This is a genomic window from Novosphingobium sp., assembly GCF_965214355.1.
Lineage (GTDB): Bacteria > Pseudomonadota > Alphaproteobacteria > Sphingomonadales > Sphingomonadaceae > Novosphingobium.
Genome location: NZ_CBDCBI010000002.1, coordinates 3,623,088 through 3,640,592, shown reverse-complemented (window position 1 = coordinate 3,640,592; position 17,505 = coordinate 3,623,088). Strand labels below are relative to the sequence as shown.

Sequence of the window (17,505 nt, the reverse complement as noted above, 5' to 3'; positions counted from 1 at the left end):
CACGTTTGCCATGACCGCCGATTCGCCGCATCCCCAACGCATCCTGCTGGTCACCGGCCTGTTGGGCGCGGGCAAGACCACCGCGATGCGCGCGCTGGAAGATCTGGGCTGGGAAGCGGTCGACAATTTTCCGCTGCGGTTGCTCGACCGGCTGCTCGAAACGGGCGCGGGGAATGCCGATACGCCGCTGGCGATCGGGTTCGACACGCGCACGCGCGGGTTCGATCCGCGCACGATCATCGACCGGGTAAAGGGTCTGGCCGAACGGCAGGATCTGTCGATCACCACGCTGTTTCTCGATTGCGGCAGTGCCGAATTGCAGCGCCGCTACAACGAAACCCGCCGCCCGCACCCGATGAGCGAAGACCGCCCGGCCGAAGCCGGGATCGTGGCCGAGCGCGAATTGCTGGAGCCGTTGCGCCGCTGGGCCGATGTGGTTCTGACCACGACCGATTTCACCACCAACGACCTGCAACAGGCGATCCGCAACCATTTCCGCCAGGATACTTCGTCGCGGCCGGTGATCACGGTCAGCAGCTTTGGATTTTCACGGGGCACGCCGCCGCTGTCGGACCTGGTGTTCGACATGCGCTTTCTGGCAAACCCGCACTGGGTCGATGCCCTGCGCCCGCTGACCGGGCGCGATGCTGCGGTGGGCGACTATATCCGTGGCGATCCCGCGTTTGCCGAAGCGTTTGCGCGTATCCGCGACCTGCTGCTTCTGCTGCTGCCGCGCTATGCCGAACAGGGCAAGGCCTATGTGAATATTGCATTTGGCTGTACCGGAGGGAAACACCGGTCGGTGTTCATGGCGGAACAGATCGCATTGGCCTTGCGCGAGGCGGGTTTTTCACCCACATTGCTGCATCGCAACCTTGGTGCGCGCGCAGCCGATCTGGTGGAACGCAGCGGAGCGGGACTTGCGCGATGACGGGCTATCTTGCACGTGATGCGAAAATGTTGTTGGCAATGATAACAAAAATGGCGGCCGGGGAAGGATCGATCCTGAAGCTCACACAATCGCAATTGTGCGATGTCGCGGGATATTGCGGTGCGCGTGTCACCGCCTGGAGCCAAGTCAGGTCATGATCGGTCTTATTCTCGTTACCCACGGCGCGCTCGCCGACGAATTCATCAACGCCATGGAACACGTCGTGGGGCGCCAGGCCGATATCATCGGCGTGTGCATCGGACCCAGCGACGACATGGAAAAGCGCCGCCGCGAAATTGCCGATGCGATCAAGCGCGTCGACAGCGGCGAAGGCGTGATCGTGCTGACCGACCTGTTTGGCGGTACGCCGTCAAACCTGGCGATATCGCTGATGCAGGCGGGCAAGGTCGAAGTGATCGCGGGCATCAATCTGCCGATGCTGATCCGGCTGGCCAAGGCGCGCGCGTGCATGGGCGTGCGCGAGGCGACCGCCGCTGCGCGCGATGCCGGGCGCAACTACATCACGATTGCTTCCGAATTTCTGGGCCAGGATGCCTGATTGATGACGACCGAAGCTTATGTTGCGCGTGAACGGGTGACGATCGTCAACCAGCGCGGATTGCACGCGCGGGCGAGTGCGAAATTCGTCAATGCCGTGGCCGAATTGCCCGCCGGGTTCGATGTGACCGTGGGCAAGGACGGCACCGATGCCAATGGCGGATCGATCCTGGGGCTGATGATGCTGGGCGCGGCCAAAGGCGACAGCGTCGATCTGGCGGTGACCGGCGATCCGGCGCAGGCCGACGCGATTCTGGGAAAGCTCGCCGGACTGATCAAGGATGGTTTCGGCGAGGATTGATTTCCGCGCCTGTCCGCCATGACCCGCAAGCTCATCACCGGCTATTCAAACCCCACGATCAAATTCGTGCGGTCGTTGCGCGACAAGAAACATCGCCGCCGCGAAGCGCGGTTTCTGGCCGAGGGCTTGCGCCTGCTGACCGACGCGCGCGAGACCGGGCGGCTGCCTGAAATCCTGTTGATGGCGACCGGGCGCGATCCGCATCCCTTGCTCGATGATCTGGAAGCCGCAGTGGCAGGCGCGGGCGGCGACGTGGTCGAAGTGCCGATCGACATCCTGGCCAAAGTGACGGGCAAGGACAATCCGCAGGCGGTGTGCGGGGTGTTTGCCGAATGGGACACTGCGCTGGCCGCGATCGAACGCAGCGCGGCGCCGATCTGGCTGGTGGCGCAGGCGATGCGCGATCCGGGCAACCTGGGCACGATGCTGCGCACGGCGGACGCGGTGGGTGCGGGCGGGGTGATCCTGATCGACGATTGCGTTGATCCGTTTTCGGTCGAAGCAGTGCGCGCGAGCATGGGCGCGATCTTTACGCAGCGGTTGGCGCAGGCGCGTTGGGAAGATTTTATTGCGTGGCTGCGCGCTGGGCCGGGGCAACTGGTCGCGGCATCGCTGCGCGAGGCGGTGCCGTATCGCGGCGCAGGCTATGCCGCCCCGTGCTTCGTGATGGTCGGCAACGAATCGCGCGGGCTGCCCGAAGACTACGAAATGGCCTGCGACTTGCGCGTAACGATGCCGATGAAGGGCCGCGCCGACAGCCTGAACGCGGCGGTGGCCGCTGCCGTGCTGGCCTACGAAGTGCTCGCCACGTTCGACTGACTTTACCCCTCCAGGGGATAGGCCGGGGGTAGGGCCTCTCGGCTTCAACCCCATGTCGCGATAATTCCATCCGCGTTGGCGAGTGGGGCGCGGCCCCACCCCAACCCCTCCCCTGAAGGGGAGGGGCTTATAGCTCCACCTGGCTACCCAGTTCGACCACACGCCCGATCGGCAGGCGGAAAAACCGCATCGGCGTGGCCGAGGTGCGCACCATCAGGGCAAACATGCGTTCGCGCCATTGCGCCATCAGGTTCTGCTTGCTGGGGATCAGCACCTGGCGGCTGAGGAAATAATCGGCCTTTGACGGGTCAAAATCGGGGTGATCGGCCAGCGCGAGTTCCAGCGCGGCCGGCAGGTCGGGGTGCTCGGCAAAGCCGTAGGTTACATGGACCCGTACGAACCCTTCGCACAGGTCCTCGACTTGCGCGCGGGTCTCGTTCTCGACTGTCGGGGTCAGCGCGGTTTCCACCGTCAGCAGCACGACATGCTCGTGGACGACGTGATTGGCCTCCAGGTTGCGGACAAGTGCGGGGGGCATGACATCGCGATTGGTGGTGAGATAGATCGCGGTGGCCGGAACGCGGTAGACGCCTTCGATCGTTTTGAGGAACGCCGGCAGGTCGACACCGTTGGCGGCGATCCGATCGACCAGCAGTGCGCGGCCGCGCCGCCAGGTGTCGAACACGAGGATCAGCAGCATCGCGATCGACAGCGGCAACCACCCGCCGTCAGCAAATTTCGTGGCCGATGCCGCCCACAGCCCCAGGTCGAGCAGCAACAGCACGCCATACAGCGGCACCGCCCACCACAGCGGCCAGTGCCAGATCCTGAACATGACGAAGCCGATGATCAGCGTGGTCAGCAGCATCGTTGTCGTTACCGCCAGCCCGTAGGCAGACGCGAGCGCATCAGAACTGCGGAAGCCCAGCACGAGCGCGATGACCACGACGAGCAGCAATCCGTTGACGGCGGGGACATAGACCTGGCCGCTCGATTCCTTGGACGTGTGGCGGATTTCGAGCCGGGGCAGGTAGCCGAGCTGGACCGCCTGATGCGTGATCGAAAATGCGCCCGAAATGATCGACTGGCTGGCGATGACCGTCGCCGCTGCCGCCAGGATCAGCAGTGGCACCAGCAGCCACGACGGCGCCATCAGGTAGAACGAAGACCGGATCGCGTGCGGATTGCCGAGGACCAGCGCGCTTTGCCCGGCATAGCACAGGATCAGCGCGGGCAACGCGAAGACCAGCCAGGCGCGCGAAATCGGTATGCGGCCAAAATGGCCCATGTCGGCATAGAGCGCCTCTGCGCCCGTGACCGCGAGCACGACGGCGCCCAGCGTAAAGAACGCCTGGACCGGCGCGGCGACGATGAAGGCGACCGCGTAACTCGGGCTTAGCGCGGCGATCACCAGCGGATGCGCGATGATCTGGATCGTACCGAGCACCGCGATTGTCAGGAACCACACCACCATGACCGGGCCGAACAGGTTGCCCACGACGGCCGTGCCGAATCGCTGGATTGCAAACAGCAGGGTGATGATCACCAGCGTGACTGGAATGACGAACGCTTTGAACCCGGGATCGAGCAGTTCCAGACCCTCGACCGAGGACAGGATCGAGATCGCCGGCGTGATCAGCGCATCGCCATAGAACAGCGCCGTCGCCACCAGCGCCGCCCCGCCGACCCACGGCAGCACGCGCGATTGCGGTGCCTTGCTGCGGACGAACGAGAGCAATGCAAAACTGCCACCCTCGCCGTTGTTGTCGGCATGCATCGTCACGAACACGTATTTGACCGTGACCACAAGGATCAGCGCCCACACCAGCATCGACAGCACGCCCAGCACATGCGCGGTGTCGATCGGCAGGCGATGATGCCCGGTAAAGCTTTCACGAAACGCATAGAGCGGCGAGGTACCGATATCGCCGAACACGACACCGGTCGCGCCGACCATCAGGCGCAAGGTCGATTGGGACTGGCGGGGGGGCTCGGTGGTCATGGCGCCTTGTCAGGGTTCAGTTCGGGGTATGGGCGTTCGATATGGCGCGTTCAAGGCGCGGGCTCACCCCAATTTTTGGCAATGTTGCGTTCGGGGAGCCGGTGTTTCGGTGCGCGCCAATGCTGCCCCCGCAGATACCCCCCGATCGTCGTCCCCGACCAGCATCGTTATGCGCGCCGCCGGTGCCATCGCCGTTGCCCTCTCATTCGTCGTCCCGGACTTGATCCGGGACAAGGCTTCTTCGAGCGCAATGTTGGAAAAAAGAAGCACAATCCCGGGTCGAGCCCGGGATGACGTCTGGGGTGGGGGAGGTACTATCTGTGCGGGCGTTCGATATCCGATGGGTGCGGAAAAGTCAGATGGGGCCTGCCTCGTCGGCCGGTTCTGCAATCGCGTCGGTCGCGCCATAGCGCGGGGCGCTTTCGATGAGCGCGACATCGTCGATTTCGCGCTTGCCGATTTCGATGTGCTTTTCGCGCAGGCGACGTCCGGCGGACAGCACATTGCGTTCGAAACTGCCGACGAACTTGTTGTAATTGCCGACTGCGCTTTCCAGACCGCTGCCGACACGCTTGAGATGGTCGGCGGCGACGGCCAGCCGGTCGTACAATTCGCCGCCCATCCGGCCGATCTCGCGCGCTTCGCGCGCGAGGCCATCCTGGCGCCAGACTTGCGCGACGGTGCGGGCAATGGCGACAAGGTTGGTCGGGCTGGCGAGCAGCACGCGGCGTTCGAAGGCAAAATCCCACAGCTTGGGGTCATGCTCCATCGCGGCGGCGATGAAGTGTTCGCCGGGCACGAACATCAGCACGTAATCGGGCGCATCCTCGAACTGGCTCTGGTACGATTTGCTGCCCAAAGTCTGGATATGGTTGCGCATCGATTGGACATGCAGGCGCAGCGCCACGATGCGGCCTTCGTCGGTCGGGGCCTCAAATGCGTCCTGGTACGCGTTGAGCGAAACCTTGGCGTCGATCACCAGCAGCTTGTTGCCGGGAATGCGCACGATCGCGTCCGGGCGCAGACGGCCCTCGTCGGTTTCGACAGATTGTTCGGTGACGAAATCGGTGTGTTCGGCCAGGCCGCATTGTTCGAGCACATTGCGCAATTGCAGTTCGCCCCAGCGGCCGCGTGTCTTGGGCCCGTTGCGCAATGAATTGCCCAATTGCGCAGCGGCGGCGCGCACCTGTTCCTGCCCGTCGCGCATCGACTGGATCAATCCGGTCAGATTACCGAACGCATCGACGCGATCCTTTTCGAGCTTGCCGACTTGCTCTTCATAGGCCTTGAGTCGCTGGTCGACCGGCGCAAGCAATGTCTTCAACCGCTCGCCTTGCGCCTTTTCGCTTTCCTCGAATCGCGCGCTGGCGCGCAGCAGGAACGATTCCTGCGCCTTTTCGAGCACTTTGTTGCCCGCGTTCTCGAATTCCTTGTTCAATTCGGCCTTGGCATCGATCAGCAGGCGCTTTTGTTCATCGAAATGTACCGCATCGGCTTTCATCCGCGCGAGTTCGGCGCTTTGCAATTCGCTGCGGTTGCGGGCTTCAGCCAGTTCGGCGCGCTGGCGGTCGGCATTGGCGGAATGGGCTTCGGCGGTGGCCGCACGCGTCGCCAGCGCATCGCGTTCGCGGCGAAGATCGGCCAGTTGTTCGCTCAGCGTCGTGTCGAGCCGCGCGCGATCGCTCATCACGGCAAGATCGACAGTCATCCGCTTGACGGTCGCTTCATGCGCATCGGCGCGGGCGCGCCATTCCGCAACCGGCCGCGCGCCAAGCACCCAGCCTGCACCGAGCCCCGCGACCAGCGCGATGACGACAACCACGGCGATAATCAGAAAATCCACGCGGGCCACACCTCGATTACGGAACGAACCGTGAACCTAAAGCGTGTGTGCCTCGCTGGCAAGCCGATCAGGCGGCGCGGCGGATCTTTTCCAGCTTCTTGAGCACCATCGAACGTTTCAGCCGCGACAGGTGGTCGATGAACAGGATGCCTTCGAGGTGATCCATCTCGTGCTGCAGGCAGATCGCGAGGAACCCGTCGATATCGGCCTCGTGCGCATTGCCGTCCAGATCCTGCCATCGCGCATGGATCGCAGATGGGCGGGTCACGTCGGCATAGATTTCGGGGACCGACAGGCAGCCCTCGTTGTAGACGGTTTCGTCTTCGGTTACCGGCGTCAGCACCGGGTTGATGAACACCATCGGTTCGCGTTTGGTCGGCTGATGCGAATGGCTGTGTCCGCCGTGCGCGTGGCATTCCTCGGGCGCGGCATCGGGGTCTTCAGGTTGCAGATCGATCACCAGCACGCGCTGCGCCACACCGACCTGGATCGCGGCCAGGCCGATGCCCGGCGCGTCGTACATCGTTTCGAACATGTCGGCGACGAGCGTGCGCAGATCGGCGTCGAATTTTTCGACCGGGGCCGAGACCACCTTCAGGCGGGCGTCGGGGACTTCAAGGATTTCGCGAATAGCCATGGGTCGCAGATAATAAGCCTTTGCGTAACCCGCAAGAGGCTCATTGCGGCGGCTTATTGGGAAAGCGGCCGCCGCGCACGCAAGGCCTGTGCCAGTGTGCCCTCGTCGAGGTAATCGAGCTCGCCGCCGACCGGCAACCCGTGGGCGAGCTGGGTCAGGCGCAGCGGATATTCCTCCAGCCGCTCGGCGAGGTAATGCGCGGTCGTCTGTCCTTCGAGCGTGGCGTTCATCGCCAGCACCACTTCGTCGATGCCGCCGGCCGCGACCCGGTCGATCAGCCGCGCGATGTTCAGGTCTTCGGGCCGCACTCCGTCGAGCGCCGACAACCGTCCGCCGAGCACATGATAGCGCCCAGTAAACAGCCGCGCCCGGTCGAGCGCCCACAAGTCCGCGACATCTTCGACGACACACAGCGCGCGCGGATCGCGTCGCGGATCGGCACACACGCCGCACGGGCTGATGGTATCGACATTGCCGCAGATCGGGCATTCGATCAGCCGGTCGCGCACCACGGTCAGTGCCTCGATCAGCCCGGTCAGCGCGGTTTCGCGCCGCTTGATCAGCCACAGCACCGCGCGCCGCGCCGACCGCGGGCCCAGCCCGGGCAAGCGGGCCAGCGCATTGGCCAGGTGTTCGATCTCTTGCGATGCCATCCGCGCAGAGATAGGGGCGTAGGATCAAAACAAAAGTCAAAAAGAAGGATTGCGGTCGCGCATGCGCGTTGTGTTCATGGGGACCCCGGATTTTGCCGTGCCCACGCTGACGGCGTTGCTCGCGGCCGGGCACGAGGTGGTGGCGGTCTATAGCCAGCCGCCGCGTCCGGCGGGGCGGGGCAAGACATTGCTGCCCTCGCCGGTGCAGGCGGCGGCGGAACGTGCCGGCGTGCCCGTGTACACACCAGCCAGCTTGCGCGGGGCGGACGAGCAGGTGGCGTTTGCGGGGCACCAGGCCGATGTGGCGGTGGTTGCGGCCTATGGCCTGATCCTGCCGCCGTCGGTGCTGGCGCTGCCGGTGCACGGGTGCCTGAATGTGCATGGGTCGATCCTGCCGCGCTGGCGCGGGGCGGCGCCGGTGCAGCGCGCGATCCTGGCGGGCGACGATGAAACCGGCGTGACGATCATGGCGATGGAGCGCGGGCTCGATACCGGGCCGATGCTGAAAGTCGTGCGCACGCCGACCCTGGACAAGACGGCGGGCGAACTGACGACCGAACTGGCGGCCATCGGCGCGCAGGCGATGGTAGCGGTGCTGGCCGATCTTCGCGCGCATCCGCCGGTGGTGCAGCCACAGGTCGGGGTCACCTATGCGGCGAAGATCGACAAGGCGGAAAGCCGGCTCGATTTTGCGCAAGGCGCGCCCGATGTGGAGCGGCAGGTGCGTGCATTTGCGCCGGCGCCTGGGGCCTTTTTCGAAATAGGTGACGAACGGTTTCGTGTGTTGCGCGCCAATGTTGTCGAAGGGGCGGGGGAGCCCGGGACGGTTCTCGATGACGCGCTGACGATTGCGTGTGGTACCGGTGCGGTATCGCCCCGGCTTGTGCAGCGCGCCGGGCGTCCGGCGATGGATACTGCATCGCTGTTGCGCGGGTATCCTATCGCGGCCGGCGCGCGGATCGGCTGATATGCCGCGCTTTGCCCTGACGCTGGAGTGGGATGGCACGCCGTTCGTCGGGTATCAGCGCCAGCCGAACGGACCCTCGGTGCAACAGGCGCTCGAGGCGGCGGTGCTGGCTGTCACCGGCGAGACCGTTGGCGTCCATGCGGCGGGGCGCACCGATACCGGGGTGCATGCCAAGGCGATGCGGGCGCATTTCGACCTGGGGCGCGCGTTTGATCCCGATCGGCTGTGCGGCGCGCTGAACGCGCTGTTGCGACCGCAGCCGGTGGCGGTGCTGGCGTGTGTTGTCGTGGCCGATGACTGGCATGCGCGGTTTTCCTGCGTGGAGCGCGCGTATGAATACCGCATCATCAACCGGCGCGCGCCATTGACGGTCGATAGGGGACGGGCATGGCACATTATCCGGCCGGTCGATGCCGATGTAATGCATGAAGCCGCACAAATGCTGGTGGGGTGTCACGATTTCACCACGTTCCGCTCGGTGCATTGCCAGTCGAAAAGCCCTGTGAAAACGCTCGACCGGCTCGATGTCTGGCGCGAGGGGGATCGCGTGCTGATCGCGGCGCAGGCGCGCAGTTTCCTCCATCACCAGGTGCGATCGATGGTCGGGTGCCTGTCGCTGGTCGGGCGCGGACACTGGTCGCAGGGCGACCTGGCCGAGGCGCTTGCTGCCAAAGACCGTTGCAAATTGGGACTTAATGCGCCACCCGAGGGATTGTACTTCATAAGCGCAAAATATCCCGGAGAGCATGATCATGGTGATGAACAGGCACATCGTTTCGACACTTGATTCCGATGGCGACGCAGGCGGCCGGCTGACGGTCGAATTGCGCACCGAAACGCTGCCCGAGCCCGGCGAAAACCAGGTGATGGTGCGGATCGAGGCTGCGCCGATCAATCCATCGGATCTGGGCCTGCTGTTCGGCCCCGCCGATCTCGCCAATGCCGAATATACGCCGGGCAAGATCATCGCGTCGATGCCCGCAGGCGCCGTGCGTGCTATGCAGGGCCGACTGGGCCAGGCGCTGCCGGTGGGCAACGAAGGCGCCGGGACCGTGGTTGCGGCGGGCAGTTCGGATGCGGCGCAGGCGCTGCTGGGCAAAGTCGTCGCGGTGATCCCCGGTGCGATGTATGCGCAATACCGACTGGTCGATGCGCGCACATGCTTTGTCCTGCCCGAAGGCGCGACCGCCGAACAGGGTGCGGCCGCGTTCGTCAACCCGCTGACCGCGCTGAGTTTTGTCGAAGCGATGCGGCGCGAGGGCTACAAGGCGCTGGTGCACACGGCTGCGGCGTCGAACCTGGGCCAGATGCTGGTCAAAATCTGCAAGGCCGATGGTATTCCGCTGGTCAATATCGTGCGCTCGGCCGCGCAAGTCGACCTGTTGAAAGGTATAGGCGCAGACCATGTGATCGACAGCTCTGCCGAGACGTTCCAGGCCGATCTGCTTGCCGCGCTCGATGCGACCGGCGCGACGCTCGGGTTCGATGCGATCGGCGGCGGCAAGCTGGCAGGCCAGATTCTGGGCGCGATGGAACAGGTGGCAAGCAAGAATGCGGCGTTCAGCCGTTATGGCTCGGACACGTTCAAGAAGATCTACACTTACGGGATGCTCGACACGTCGCCGACGGTCATCAATCGCACGTTCGGTTTCGCGTTTTCGTTCAGCGGGTTCCTGCTGTTTCCGTTCCTGCAGGAAATCGGCGCCGAAGCGGCCGAAAAGCTGCGCCAGCGCGTGCGCGAAGAGCTGACCACGACGTTTGCCAGCAGCTACAAGGCGCGGGTTTCGCTCGACGAGGCGCTGACGCGCGAAGCCGCGACGGCGTACAATTCGCGCGCGACCGGGGCGAAATACCTGATCACGCCGCACGCGTGAATGGTGGCGGTACCTGAAAGGGTGTCTTGATCCCCGGTACCGCCAGGCCTTTGCGCGCCACGTTCCCCAATCGTCGCCCCGGACTTGATCCGGGGTCCCGCTTCTTCTTTGCTGTTGCGCGCAAGGAAGCTGGATCCCGGATCAAGTCCGGGATGACGAGTATGTTTGGCTTAATGCGTATTCCTACGCCTTGTGCGCGATGCTTTCGGGCAGGTCCTTGCCGAAGACGCGCTGGTAGTATTCGGCCACCAGCACGCGCTCGGTCTCGTCGCATTTGTTCAGGAATGTCAGGCGGAAGGCAAAGCCGACATCGTTGAAGATCGCGGTGTTCTGCGCCCAGCTGATCACCGTGCGCGGGCTCATCACCGTCGAGATATCGCCGCTGATGAAGCCTTTGCGGGTCAGGTCCGCCACGCGCACCATTTCGGCCGCGGTCTTGGGATCCAGCCCTGTAACTTTCTTGGTCACGACGTCGATTTCGGTCGCGGCGGGCAGATAATTGAGCGCGACGACGAGGTTCCAGCGGTCCATCTGGCCCTGGTTGATCGCCTGCGTGCCGTGATACAGGCCCGAGGTATCGCCAAGGCCGACGGTGTTGGCGGTGGCGAACAGGCGGAACCACGGGTTGGGGCGGATCACGCGGTTCTGGTCGAGCAGCGTCAGCTTGCCCTCGCTTTCCAGCACCCGCTGGATCACGAACATCACGTCGGGGCGGCCCGCGTCGTATTCGTCGAACACCAGCGCAGTCGGGGTCTGCAGCGCCCAGGGCAGCAGGCCTTCGCGAAATTCGGTGACTTGCAGGCCGTCGCGCAGCACGATGGCATCGCGGCCGATCAGATCGATCCGGCTGATATGCGCGTCGAGGTTGATGCGCACGCAAGGCCAGTTGAGCCGCGCGGCGATCTGTTCGATATGCGTCGACTTGCCCGTCCCGTGATAGCCCTGGACCATCACGCGGCGGTTGTAGGCAAAGCCGGCGAGGATCGCGAGCGTGGTGTCCGGATCGAACACGTAGTTCGTATCGAGATCGGGCACGCGTTCGTCGGCCACGCTGAACGCGGGCACGGCCAGGTCGATGTCGATCCCGAACGTCGCACGGACGTCGAGCTTGGTGTCGGGCGCGGCAATCGCGGTGCCGGAAGTCGTCGTGTCAGTCATCACTTCTGCGCCTACAAGCGCGCGCGCATGACTGCAATGCTCCTCGTTGCGAAAATGCTGCCTCTTCGGGCCTGCTGCGTAGTGCAAAGTGGGGGATTGGTGCGATTGAACGGTTGCGCGGATGCGCCGCGAATGATGAATTGCGCACGGGTGATTCGAGGGTGGGGAAATTGACGCGATGAACGACAAAGTGGAACGCGACGTGCGCCGCGAATTGCCGCCGCGCGAAGAAATGCCGAGCCTGCATGCCAACGCCGGCGCGGTGCATCCGCGTCATGCGCAGGCCGCGCAGCAGCAGCAGTAGGCGCATGGCGGATTTTGCGACCGGCGGCTGTGCCTGCGGCGCAATCCGCTATCGGCTGACCGATGCGCCTTACACCGTGCATTGCTGCCATTGCACCGATTGCCAGCGCGAAGGTGGCAGCGCGTTTGCGGTCAACGCGGCGATCGAAAGCACGCGTTTTGTCGCCGAGGGCATGGCGCCGCTGGTCGATCATCTCGCCTCGGCGAGCGGCGCAGGGCAGACGGTCATGCGCTGTCCTGACTGCCATACTGCGTTGTGGAGCCATTATGGCGGGCTGGGCGATAAGGCGACATTCGTTCGCGCCGGCACACTCGATGATCCGGCGCTGTGTCCGCCGCGGGCGCATCTGTTTATGCGCAGCAAGCAGGCCTGGGTCTTGATCGACGCGGCTACGCCGGCGTTCGAGGGGTTTTATTCGGGGCGCGATGTGGTGCGGATCATGGGCGACAGCGGTGCGGCGCGGTTGCGGGCCTTGCGGGCGGCCTGATGTTTGACGTGGTGATGTCGGTTGCGGTGCTGGCGATTGTTGCACTGGTTTACGGCGGAGTGGTGAACTGGCGCTCGGGGGATCGGCGGCGCGGGGTGCTGATGGTGATCGCGGCGCTGGTGCTGGCGGGCAATGTTGCTCTTTGGATCCTCCCCGTTCCGGGGAGAGGGACCGCGCGCAGCGTGGTGGAGGGGCCTCGCCCTGGGCAGGGCGGTTGATATCATGCGCTTTCAAGGCGGTGCCTCATGAGGCAACGCCCCTCCACCACTGCTTCGCGTGGTCCCCCTCCCCGTGCCGGGGAGGAATTTTTTTACAGGCCGATTTTTGTCAGCGCCTGATCGAGGTCGTCGATGACGTCCTGCGGGTCTTCCAGGCCGACGTTGAGACGCAGCATGTTTTCGCCGACGCCCATTTCGGCGCGGGTATCGGGGCCGACGCCGTGGTGGGTCGATGACGCGGGATGGCACATCAGCGAGCGCGAATCGCCGATGTTGTTCGAGATATCGACCAGCTCCAGCGCGTCGAGCAACCCGTGCGCCTCGGCTCGGCCGCCGTCGAGTTCGATCGACAGGATCGATCCGCCGGCCTTCATCTGTTTTTTTGCCAGCGCATACGCGGGATGGCTCGGCAGGTACGGGTAAAGCACGCGCGGCACGCGGGTTTCGAGAAATTCTGCGACTTTCAGCGCGTTTTCGCTCTGGCGGAAGATGCGCAAGTCGAGCGTTTCCAGGCCCTTGAGCACGACCCAGGCGTTGAATGGCGACAGGTTGGGCCCGGTGTTGCGCTGAAACGGCAGCAGCGTCTCGTCGATGAATTCGCTGGTGCCGCACACCGCGCCGGCGAGCACGCGGCCCTGGCCATCCATCATTTTCGTGGCCGAATAGGCGATGACGTCGGCGCCGAATTCCATCGGTTTCTGCAGCGCGCTGGTCGCAAATGCGTTGTCGATCACGGTGGTGATGCCGTGCTTGCGCGCCAGCGTGCAGATGAATTCGATATCGACCACATCCATCGTCGGATTGGCCGGGCTTTCGAAGAAGAACACTTTGGTCTCGGGCCGGATTGCGGCTTCCCACGCAGCGGTATCGCCGGCGTGGATCGTCGTGCCGGCGATGCCGAAGCGCGGCAGCAGGTTGTCGACCAGCCAGCGGCACGATCCGAAGGCCGCCTTGGCCGCGACGATGTGATCGCCGGCGGATAGCTGGCACAGCAATGCGGTGGTCATCGCGGCCATGCCGCTGGCCTGGGTGCGGCAGGCCTGTGCGCCTTCCAGGAGCGCGATGCGTTCTTCGAGCATCTGCACCGTCGGGTTCTGCAGGCGCGAATAGGTCATGCCCTCGGCCTCGCCGGCAAAGCGCGCGGCGACCGTTGCGGCATCGTCATAGGCATAGCCCGACGTGAGGAAGAGCGCCTCGCTCGTTTCGCCCATTTCCGACCGCCAGGTGCCACCGCGCACGGCCTGGGTTGCGGGGCGCCATTGGCGCGTGATCGAGCGGTCCTGACCGGCGGTGCGTTTCATCGCCCGCCCTTACGACGTGTGCGCGCACATTTGAAGTGGCTTGGCGGCCGCTTTCGCGTATGCGCGGGGCCACGATGCCTACGCCGTCTTTTATTTCTGCGCCTGAAAGAGCGATCAGCCGGTTTTTCGACCAGCGCGATCCCGTCCGGGCGACGGTGGCGATTGCGCTCGTGTTCTTCCTGCTGGGCCTGTGCCGGCTGGGCATTCCGTCAAAAATGATGTTCGACGAGATCCATTATATTCCCGCCGCGCGGCGGTTGATCGACCTGACCCGGCGACTCAATCCCGAACACCCGCTGCTGGGCAAGGAACTAATCGCGATCGGCATCCGCCTGTTTGGCGATCATGCGTTCGGGTGGCGTTTTCCCAATCTGGTGCTGGGCACGATCGGGCTGTTTGCGGCGACGCGCGCGCTGTGGTGGGCGTCGGGATCGCGCATCGTGTCGTTGCTGTTCGGGTTTCTGCTGGCGACCGACTTCATCTGGTTCATCCTGTCGCGCATTGGAATGCTCGACATGGCGATGTGCGCGACGATGGCGCTGGGGATGTGGCAATGGGCGCTGTCGGCGCGCGGGTGTTGGGCCGACCGGCGTGGCGGGCGCGTCCATGTCATTCTCGCGGGGCTGTTTTTCGGGCTCTCGCTGGGCGGCAAATGGAACGGGGCGCCGTTGCTGGTGCTGCCCGGCGTGCTGTTTGCCTGGCACCGGGCGGCGGCGCTCGACCTGCTGCACTGGCGCAGGCCCCGAAAGATTGTGGTGGGCAATGTGCTGGCCGGCCTGCGGCAATGGTTGTTTACCACGCGCGCGGGCCCGGTGCGCGGGGTGTCGCTGGCCGAGGCGGCACTATGGCTCGGGGTGTGGCCGATCGCCGTCTATCTTGCGACATTCGCGCCGGCGTTTTTCTACAAGGTTCAGCCGATGACGCTCACCGGGATTTTCTCCTGGCAGCGCTACATGCTGAAATTGCAGGACAGCGTCGTCAAACCGCACCGCTACATGAGCCGATGGTGGCAGTGGATTTTTAATCTGCGGCCGATCTGGTTCCTGTATGGCAAAACCGAAGGCGTGCAGCGCGGCATCCTGATGCTGGGCAATCCGTTCTCGATGCTCGCCGCGCTGCCCGCGCTGGGCTGGTGCGGGTGGAAGGCGTGGCCCTGGCGGAAAACCGGGAGCGAAGCGCTGCCCGCGCTGCTGATTACGTTTTATGTGCTCAGCCTGATTTTCTGGGCGATCAATGGCAAGCCGGTGCAATTCTATTATCATTACGAACTGGCGGGCAGCTTTCTGATGGCGGCGTTCGCGCTGATGCTTGGCACCTGGTGGGACGCCGGGCTGCGCTGGCCGGGGCGCTTCGCCGTGCTGCTGACGGCAATGGTGTTCATCGGGTTTTATCCGATCATTTCGGCGGGGCCACTTCCGGGCAAGAAAAGCTACGTCGATTATATGTGGATAAACAGCTGGCGGTGATCCGCTGTTATTCCAGACAAGTTTGCGGCGATCAGCCGAACACATCGCCGTAGACATTTGCCCGATCGGCGAGCGTTGCAAAGATGCCGAGCATTTGCGCCCCCACGACCGCGCTGAGCGCAGCCTGGACCACGAGGACGACGATCGGAAACCCGGCTGACGGATCGGTAAATGCTTGAAATCCGCCGGTTGCCACCGCCACGCCGCCGAAAATGACAAAGTACGCCACGCCCAGCACAACGAAGAATCCGAAAATTGTCCCGCGATGGGCTTTGGTGGCATCGCTGCTGGCCGCGAGTGATTGCTTGAAACCTGTGCCGCGCGCCAGCACGAAATAGGGTGCCAGAAACCACCGCAAGAGGATGAGAAAGCCGGGAACGACCAGCAGCAGGAAACCAAGGCCAATCGCCAGGCTAACCACGATCGTGACCCCGATATACGTACCGATGCGCAACGGGGTGCCCGCCGCCATCAGCCCTTCGCGCGCCATGATTTCGCGCGTGATCAGCAAGGATGCAATAAACGAAGCGACCGCAACGACGATCGACAGCAGGCCAGAGCCGATCGAGCCACCGATTACCGCGGTGCGCTCGAACAATTGAAGGAGCCGCAAGGCGAGGCTGACCAGCGCAAGCGCGCCAAACCAGGCTGCCTGCCGTTGCAGAAGGTCAAAGCCCGTGCCGATCATGCCGCCAACGGTTACGTTTCTGCCTGTGTCTGCCATGTTGCCCACCCCTTGATGACATCAGGATGCATCGTGGGGCAGGCTGGGGCAAGTCATAATACCGCGGCATGAAAAAGGGGGCCGGCTGGCCCCCTTGATCGGACCGTAATTCGCGTTGCAATCAGCCGTATTTGCCCCAGACGAACTTGCTCGACAGCGCGAAGTTCCACACCGACGCGATGACGATGCCGACGAGGACTGCGACCACATCGTTGACATGGGCGTTTTTCAGCGCGTCGGCGCTGGCGATATTGGCCAGGATGCCGACCGAGCAGGTCAGTGCGAACTTGGCCCAGCCTTTGATCAGCGGGACCATCCCGCGCAGGCGCTTGTCGGCGTACGTCAGTTCGTTGTTGAGCACGAAGTTGAACGTCATCGCGACGACCGCGGCGATCGTATTGGCGATCGTGAACGTGGTTTCGCCGACGACCCAGTGGCCATAGACGAAGCGTTCACGCAGGATCACGCTGAGCATCAGGAACAGCATGGCGAATTGCACGAGCACGCCAAGCGCGCCGACTGTGCCGAACAGCGCAAAGCGCGTCGGGATGATGCGGCCGAGCCACTTGTCGTAAAGGCCGATGAGGAATTCGAACACGACAGTTCTGTCCAGTTTGGATTCGCCGTCCATGCGTGCGGCAAAATTGAGCGGGAATTCCTTGACCCGCAACGGCCGGTCGACCGTGGCGAGAATATCGAGCAGGATCTTGAACCCGACACCCGACAGGCGGTGGGCGTCCGCGCGCAGCGTTTCGCCGCGCAGCATGAAGAACCCGCTCATCGGATCGGTCAGGTCGACACCGGTCACCCGGCGCGCGATCGCGTTGGCGAACCCTGAGGCCTTGACGCGGTCGGGCCGGCCCCACGCTTCGGTGCTGGCGCCTTCGGCAAAGCGCGAGGCATAGGCGACGTCCCAGTCGCCGCTGGTCACCGCGCCGAACATCTGCGGCAGCAGGACGGGATCATGCTGGCCATCGGCGTCCATCACCGCGACGATCGGCGCCGAGCTGGCGCACATCCCCTCGATCGCGGCGGATGCCAGACCCCGCCGGCCGATGCGTTCGATCACGCGGATGCGCGAATCGCCCCGTGCGATGGCGCGCACCACGTCGGCAGTGCCATCGGGGCTGTTGTCATCGACGAAGATCGCTTCCCACACAAAGCCGTGCAATGCGGCGTCGATACGTTCGACCATGCGCGCGACATTGTTGCGCTCGTTATAGGTGGGCAGGATGACAGCAAGTTGTAGCATTGTTGGCGCG

19 protein-coding genes are annotated in these 17,505 nt (G+C 64.1%); 11 read left to right on the top strand and 8 right to left on the bottom strand.

The annotated features are described in order from the left end of the window. The first annotated feature begins 10 nt into the window (after nt 1-10). The 4 genes from rapZ to ACOOE2_RS16750 all read left to right on the top strand — a co-directional run bounded on the left by rapZ (nt 11) and on the right by ACOOE2_RS16750 (nt 2,609). Nucleotides 11-931, top strand: a complete 921-nt coding sequence (gene rapZ / locus ACOOE2_RS16765; protein ID WP_420384122.1) for an RNase adapter RapZ — start codon at nt 11-13, stop codon at nt 929-931. A gap of 154 nt (nt 932-1,085) precedes the next feature. Next, the gene (locus tag ACOOE2_RS16760) at nt 1,086-1,490 is read left to right on the top strand and encodes a PTS sugar transporter subunit IIA (protein WP_420384121.1); all 405 of its coding nucleotides are present in this window, start codon (nt 1,086-1,088) and stop codon (nt 1,488-1,490) included. 3 nt (nt 1,491-1,493) lie between these two features. Next, nucleotides 1,494-1,790, top strand: coding sequence for an HPr family phosphocarrier protein (locus ACOOE2_RS16755; protein WP_420384120.1), 297 nt, complete (start codon nt 1,494-1,496; stop codon nt 1,788-1,790). Between the two features lie 18 nt (nt 1,791-1,808). Beyond that, entirely contained in the window at nt 1,809-2,609 is an 801-nt protein-coding gene (locus ACOOE2_RS16750; RefSeq protein WP_420384119.1) for a TrmH family RNA methyltransferase, read from the top strand. 127 nt (nt 2,610-2,736) lie between these two features. Here the strand turns inward: ACOOE2_RS16750 and ACOOE2_RS16745 are convergent, their stop codons facing one another. The 4 genes from ACOOE2_RS16745 to recR all read right to left on the bottom strand — a co-directional run bounded on the left by ACOOE2_RS16745 (nt 2,737) and on the right by recR (nt 7,744). Continuing rightward, nucleotides 2,737-4,611 (bottom strand): potassium transporter Kup, encoded by a 1,875-nt coding sequence (locus ACOOE2_RS16745; protein ID WP_420384118.1) that lies wholly within the window; start codon nt 4,609-4,611, stop codon nt 2,737-2,739. A 355-nt stretch (nt 4,612-4,966) separates the two neighbouring features. Continuing rightward, nucleotides 4,967-6,445: a DNA recombination protein RmuC gene (rmuC, locus tag ACOOE2_RS16740; RefSeq protein WP_420384631.1), complete on the bottom strand. Its 1,479-nt coding sequence runs from the start codon at nt 6,443-6,445 to the stop codon at nt 4,967-4,969. A 76-nt stretch (nt 6,446-6,521) separates the two neighbouring features. After that, on the bottom strand, nt 6,522-7,091 hold the full coding sequence (def, locus tag ACOOE2_RS16735) for a peptide deformylase (protein WP_420384117.1): 570 nt from the start codon (nt 7,089-7,091) through the stop codon (nt 6,522-6,524). A 53-nt stretch (nt 7,092-7,144) separates the two neighbouring features. Continuing rightward, nucleotides 7,145-7,744 carry a recombination mediator RecR gene (gene recR / locus ACOOE2_RS16730; protein WP_420384116.1) on the bottom strand — a complete coding sequence of 200 codons (600 nt, stop codon included), beginning with the start codon at nt 7,742-7,744 and terminating at the stop codon, nt 7,145-7,147. A gap of 61 nt (nt 7,745-7,805) precedes the next feature. On the opposite strand from recR, the gene fmt reads away from it, so the two are divergent. Genes fmt through ACOOE2_RS16715 form a run of 3 tightly spaced genes read left to right on the top strand, consistent with a single transcriptional unit; the run spans nt 7,806 to nt 10,585 of the window. Beyond that, nucleotides 7,806-8,711 (top strand): methionyl-tRNA formyltransferase, encoded by a 906-nt coding sequence (gene fmt / locus ACOOE2_RS16725; protein WP_420384115.1) that lies wholly within the window; start codon nt 7,806-7,808, stop codon nt 8,709-8,711. A 1-nt stretch (nt 8,712) separates the two neighbouring features. Continuing rightward, a complete protein-coding gene (gene truA / locus ACOOE2_RS16720) occupies nt 8,713-9,498 on the top strand; it encodes a tRNA pseudouridine(38-40) synthase TruA (RefSeq protein WP_420384114.1) in 786 nt (261 codons plus the stop codon). Continuing rightward, nucleotides 9,470-10,585, top strand: coding sequence for a zinc-binding dehydrogenase (locus tag ACOOE2_RS16715; protein ID WP_420384113.1), 1,116 nt, complete (start codon nt 9,470-9,472; stop codon nt 10,583-10,585). The genes truA and ACOOE2_RS16715 overlap by 29 nt, the downstream gene beginning before the upstream one ends. A gap of 183 nt (nt 10,586-10,768) precedes the next feature. On the opposite strand, the gene cobS is transcribed toward ACOOE2_RS16715, so the two are convergent. Next, the gene (gene cobS / locus ACOOE2_RS16710; protein WP_420384112.1) at nt 10,769-11,743 is read right to left on the bottom strand and encodes a cobaltochelatase subunit CobS; all 975 of its coding nucleotides are present in this window, start codon (nt 11,741-11,743) and stop codon (nt 10,769-10,771) included. Nucleotides 11,744-11,921: 178 nt separating this feature from the next. On the opposite strand from cobS, the gene ACOOE2_RS16705 reads away from it, so the two are divergent. The 3 genes from ACOOE2_RS16705 to ACOOE2_RS16695 are packed head-to-tail and all read left to right on the top strand — an operon-like array spanning nt 11,922 to nt 12,752. Continuing rightward, nucleotides 11,922-12,047: a hypothetical protein gene (locus tag ACOOE2_RS16705; protein ID WP_420384111.1), complete on the top strand. Its 126-nt coding sequence runs from the start codon at nt 11,922-11,924 to the stop codon at nt 12,045-12,047. 4 nt (nt 12,048-12,051) lie between these two features. Further along, complete coding sequence (locus ACOOE2_RS16700) at nt 12,052-12,534, top strand: GFA family protein (RefSeq protein ID WP_420384110.1); 483 nt, start codon at nt 12,052-12,054, stop codon at nt 12,532-12,534. Next, the gene (locus ACOOE2_RS16695; protein WP_420384109.1) at nt 12,534-12,752 is read left to right on the top strand and encodes a hypothetical protein; all 219 of its coding nucleotides are present in this window, start codon (nt 12,534-12,536) and stop codon (nt 12,750-12,752) included. Before ACOOE2_RS16700 ends, ACOOE2_RS16695 begins: the two co-directional genes overlap by 1 nt. Nucleotides 12,753-12,844: 92 nt before the next feature. Here the strand turns inward: ACOOE2_RS16695 and ACOOE2_RS16690 are convergent, their stop codons facing one another. Next, entirely contained in the window at nt 12,845-14,053 is a 1,209-nt protein-coding gene (locus ACOOE2_RS16690; RefSeq protein ID WP_420384108.1) for a trans-sulfuration enzyme family protein, read from the bottom strand. Between the two features lie 74 nt (nt 14,054-14,127). Here ACOOE2_RS16690 and ACOOE2_RS16685 point away from each other — a divergent pair, with 74 nt between their 5' ends. Further along, nucleotides 14,128-15,519, top strand: a complete 1,392-nt coding sequence (locus tag ACOOE2_RS16685; protein WP_420384107.1) for a phospholipid carrier-dependent glycosyltransferase — start codon at nt 14,128-14,130, stop codon at nt 15,517-15,519. Nucleotides 15,520-15,550: 31 nt separating this feature from the next. Here ACOOE2_RS16685 and ACOOE2_RS16680 read toward each other — a convergent pair whose 3' ends face one another. Further along, entirely contained in the window at nt 15,551-16,243 is a 693-nt protein-coding gene (locus ACOOE2_RS16680) for a hypothetical protein (protein WP_420384106.1), read from the bottom strand. Between the two features lie 121 nt (nt 16,244-16,364). Beyond that, on the bottom strand, nt 16,365-17,495 hold the full coding sequence (locus ACOOE2_RS16675) for a glycosyltransferase (protein ID WP_420384105.1): 1,131 nt from the start codon (nt 17,493-17,495) through the stop codon (nt 16,365-16,367). Nucleotides 17,496-17,505: the final 10 nt, after the last annotated feature.

What these genes read in the sequence shown, in the direction of transcription:
- rapZ (WP_420384122.1), top strand. Translation starts at nt 11, where the DNA reads ATGACCGCCGATTCGCCGCATCCCCAACGCATCCTGCTGGTCACCGGC.
- ACOOE2_RS16760 (WP_420384121.1), top strand. Translation starts at nt 1,086, where the DNA reads ATGATCGGTCTTATTCTCGTTACCCACGGCGCGCTCGCCGACGAATTC.
- ACOOE2_RS16755 (WP_420384120.1), top strand. Translation starts at nt 1,494, where the DNA reads ATGACGACCGAAGCTTATGTTGCGCGTGAACGGGTGACGATCGTCAAC.
- ACOOE2_RS16750 (WP_420384119.1), top strand. Translation starts at nt 1,809, where the DNA reads ATGACCCGCAAGCTCATCACCGGCTATTCAAACCCCACGATCAAATTC.
- ACOOE2_RS16745 (WP_420384118.1), bottom strand. Translation starts at nt 4,611, where the DNA reads ATGACCACCGAGCCCCCCCGCCAGTCCCAATCGACCTTGCGCCTGATG.
- def (WP_420384117.1), bottom strand. Translation starts at nt 7,091, where the DNA reads ATGGCTATTCGCGAAATCCTTGAAGTCCCCGACGCCCGCCTGAAGGTG.
- recR (WP_420384116.1), bottom strand. Translation starts at nt 7,744, where the DNA reads ATGGCATCGCAAGAGATCGAACACCTGGCCAATGCGCTGGCCCGCTTG.
- fmt (WP_420384115.1), top strand. Translation starts at nt 7,806, where the DNA reads ATGCGCGTTGTGTTCATGGGGACCCCGGATTTTGCCGTGCCCACGCTG.
- truA (WP_420384114.1), top strand. Translation starts at nt 8,713, where the DNA reads ATGCCGCGCTTTGCCCTGACGCTGGAGTGGGATGGCACGCCGTTCGTC.
- ACOOE2_RS16715 (WP_420384113.1), top strand. Translation starts at nt 9,470, where the DNA reads ATGAACAGGCACATCGTTTCGACACTTGATTCCGATGGCGACGCAGGC.
- cobS (WP_420384112.1), bottom strand. Translation starts at nt 11,743, where the DNA reads ATGACTGACACGACGACTTCCGGCACCGCGATTGCCGCGCCCGACACC.
- ACOOE2_RS16705 (WP_420384111.1), top strand. Translation starts at nt 11,922, where the DNA reads ATGAACGACAAAGTGGAACGCGACGTGCGCCGCGAATTGCCGCCGCGC.
- ACOOE2_RS16700 (WP_420384110.1), top strand. Translation starts at nt 12,052, where the DNA reads ATGGCGGATTTTGCGACCGGCGGCTGTGCCTGCGGCGCAATCCGCTAT.
- ACOOE2_RS16695 (WP_420384109.1), top strand. Translation starts at nt 12,534, where the DNA reads ATGTTTGACGTGGTGATGTCGGTTGCGGTGCTGGCGATTGTTGCACTG.
- ACOOE2_RS16690 (WP_420384108.1), bottom strand. Translation starts at nt 14,053, where the DNA reads ATGAAACGCACCGCCGGTCAGGACCGCTCGATCACGCGCCAATGGCGC.
- ACOOE2_RS16685 (WP_420384107.1), top strand. Translation starts at nt 14,128, where the DNA reads ATGCCTACGCCGTCTTTTATTTCTGCGCCTGAAAGAGCGATCAGCCGG.
- ACOOE2_RS16680 (WP_420384106.1), bottom strand. Translation starts at nt 16,243, where the DNA reads ATGGCAGACACAGGCAGAAACGTAACCGTTGGCGGCATGATCGGCACG.
- ACOOE2_RS16675 (WP_420384105.1), bottom strand. Translation starts at nt 17,495, where the DNA reads ATGCTACAACTTGCTGTCATCCTGCCCACCTATAACGAGCGCAACAAT.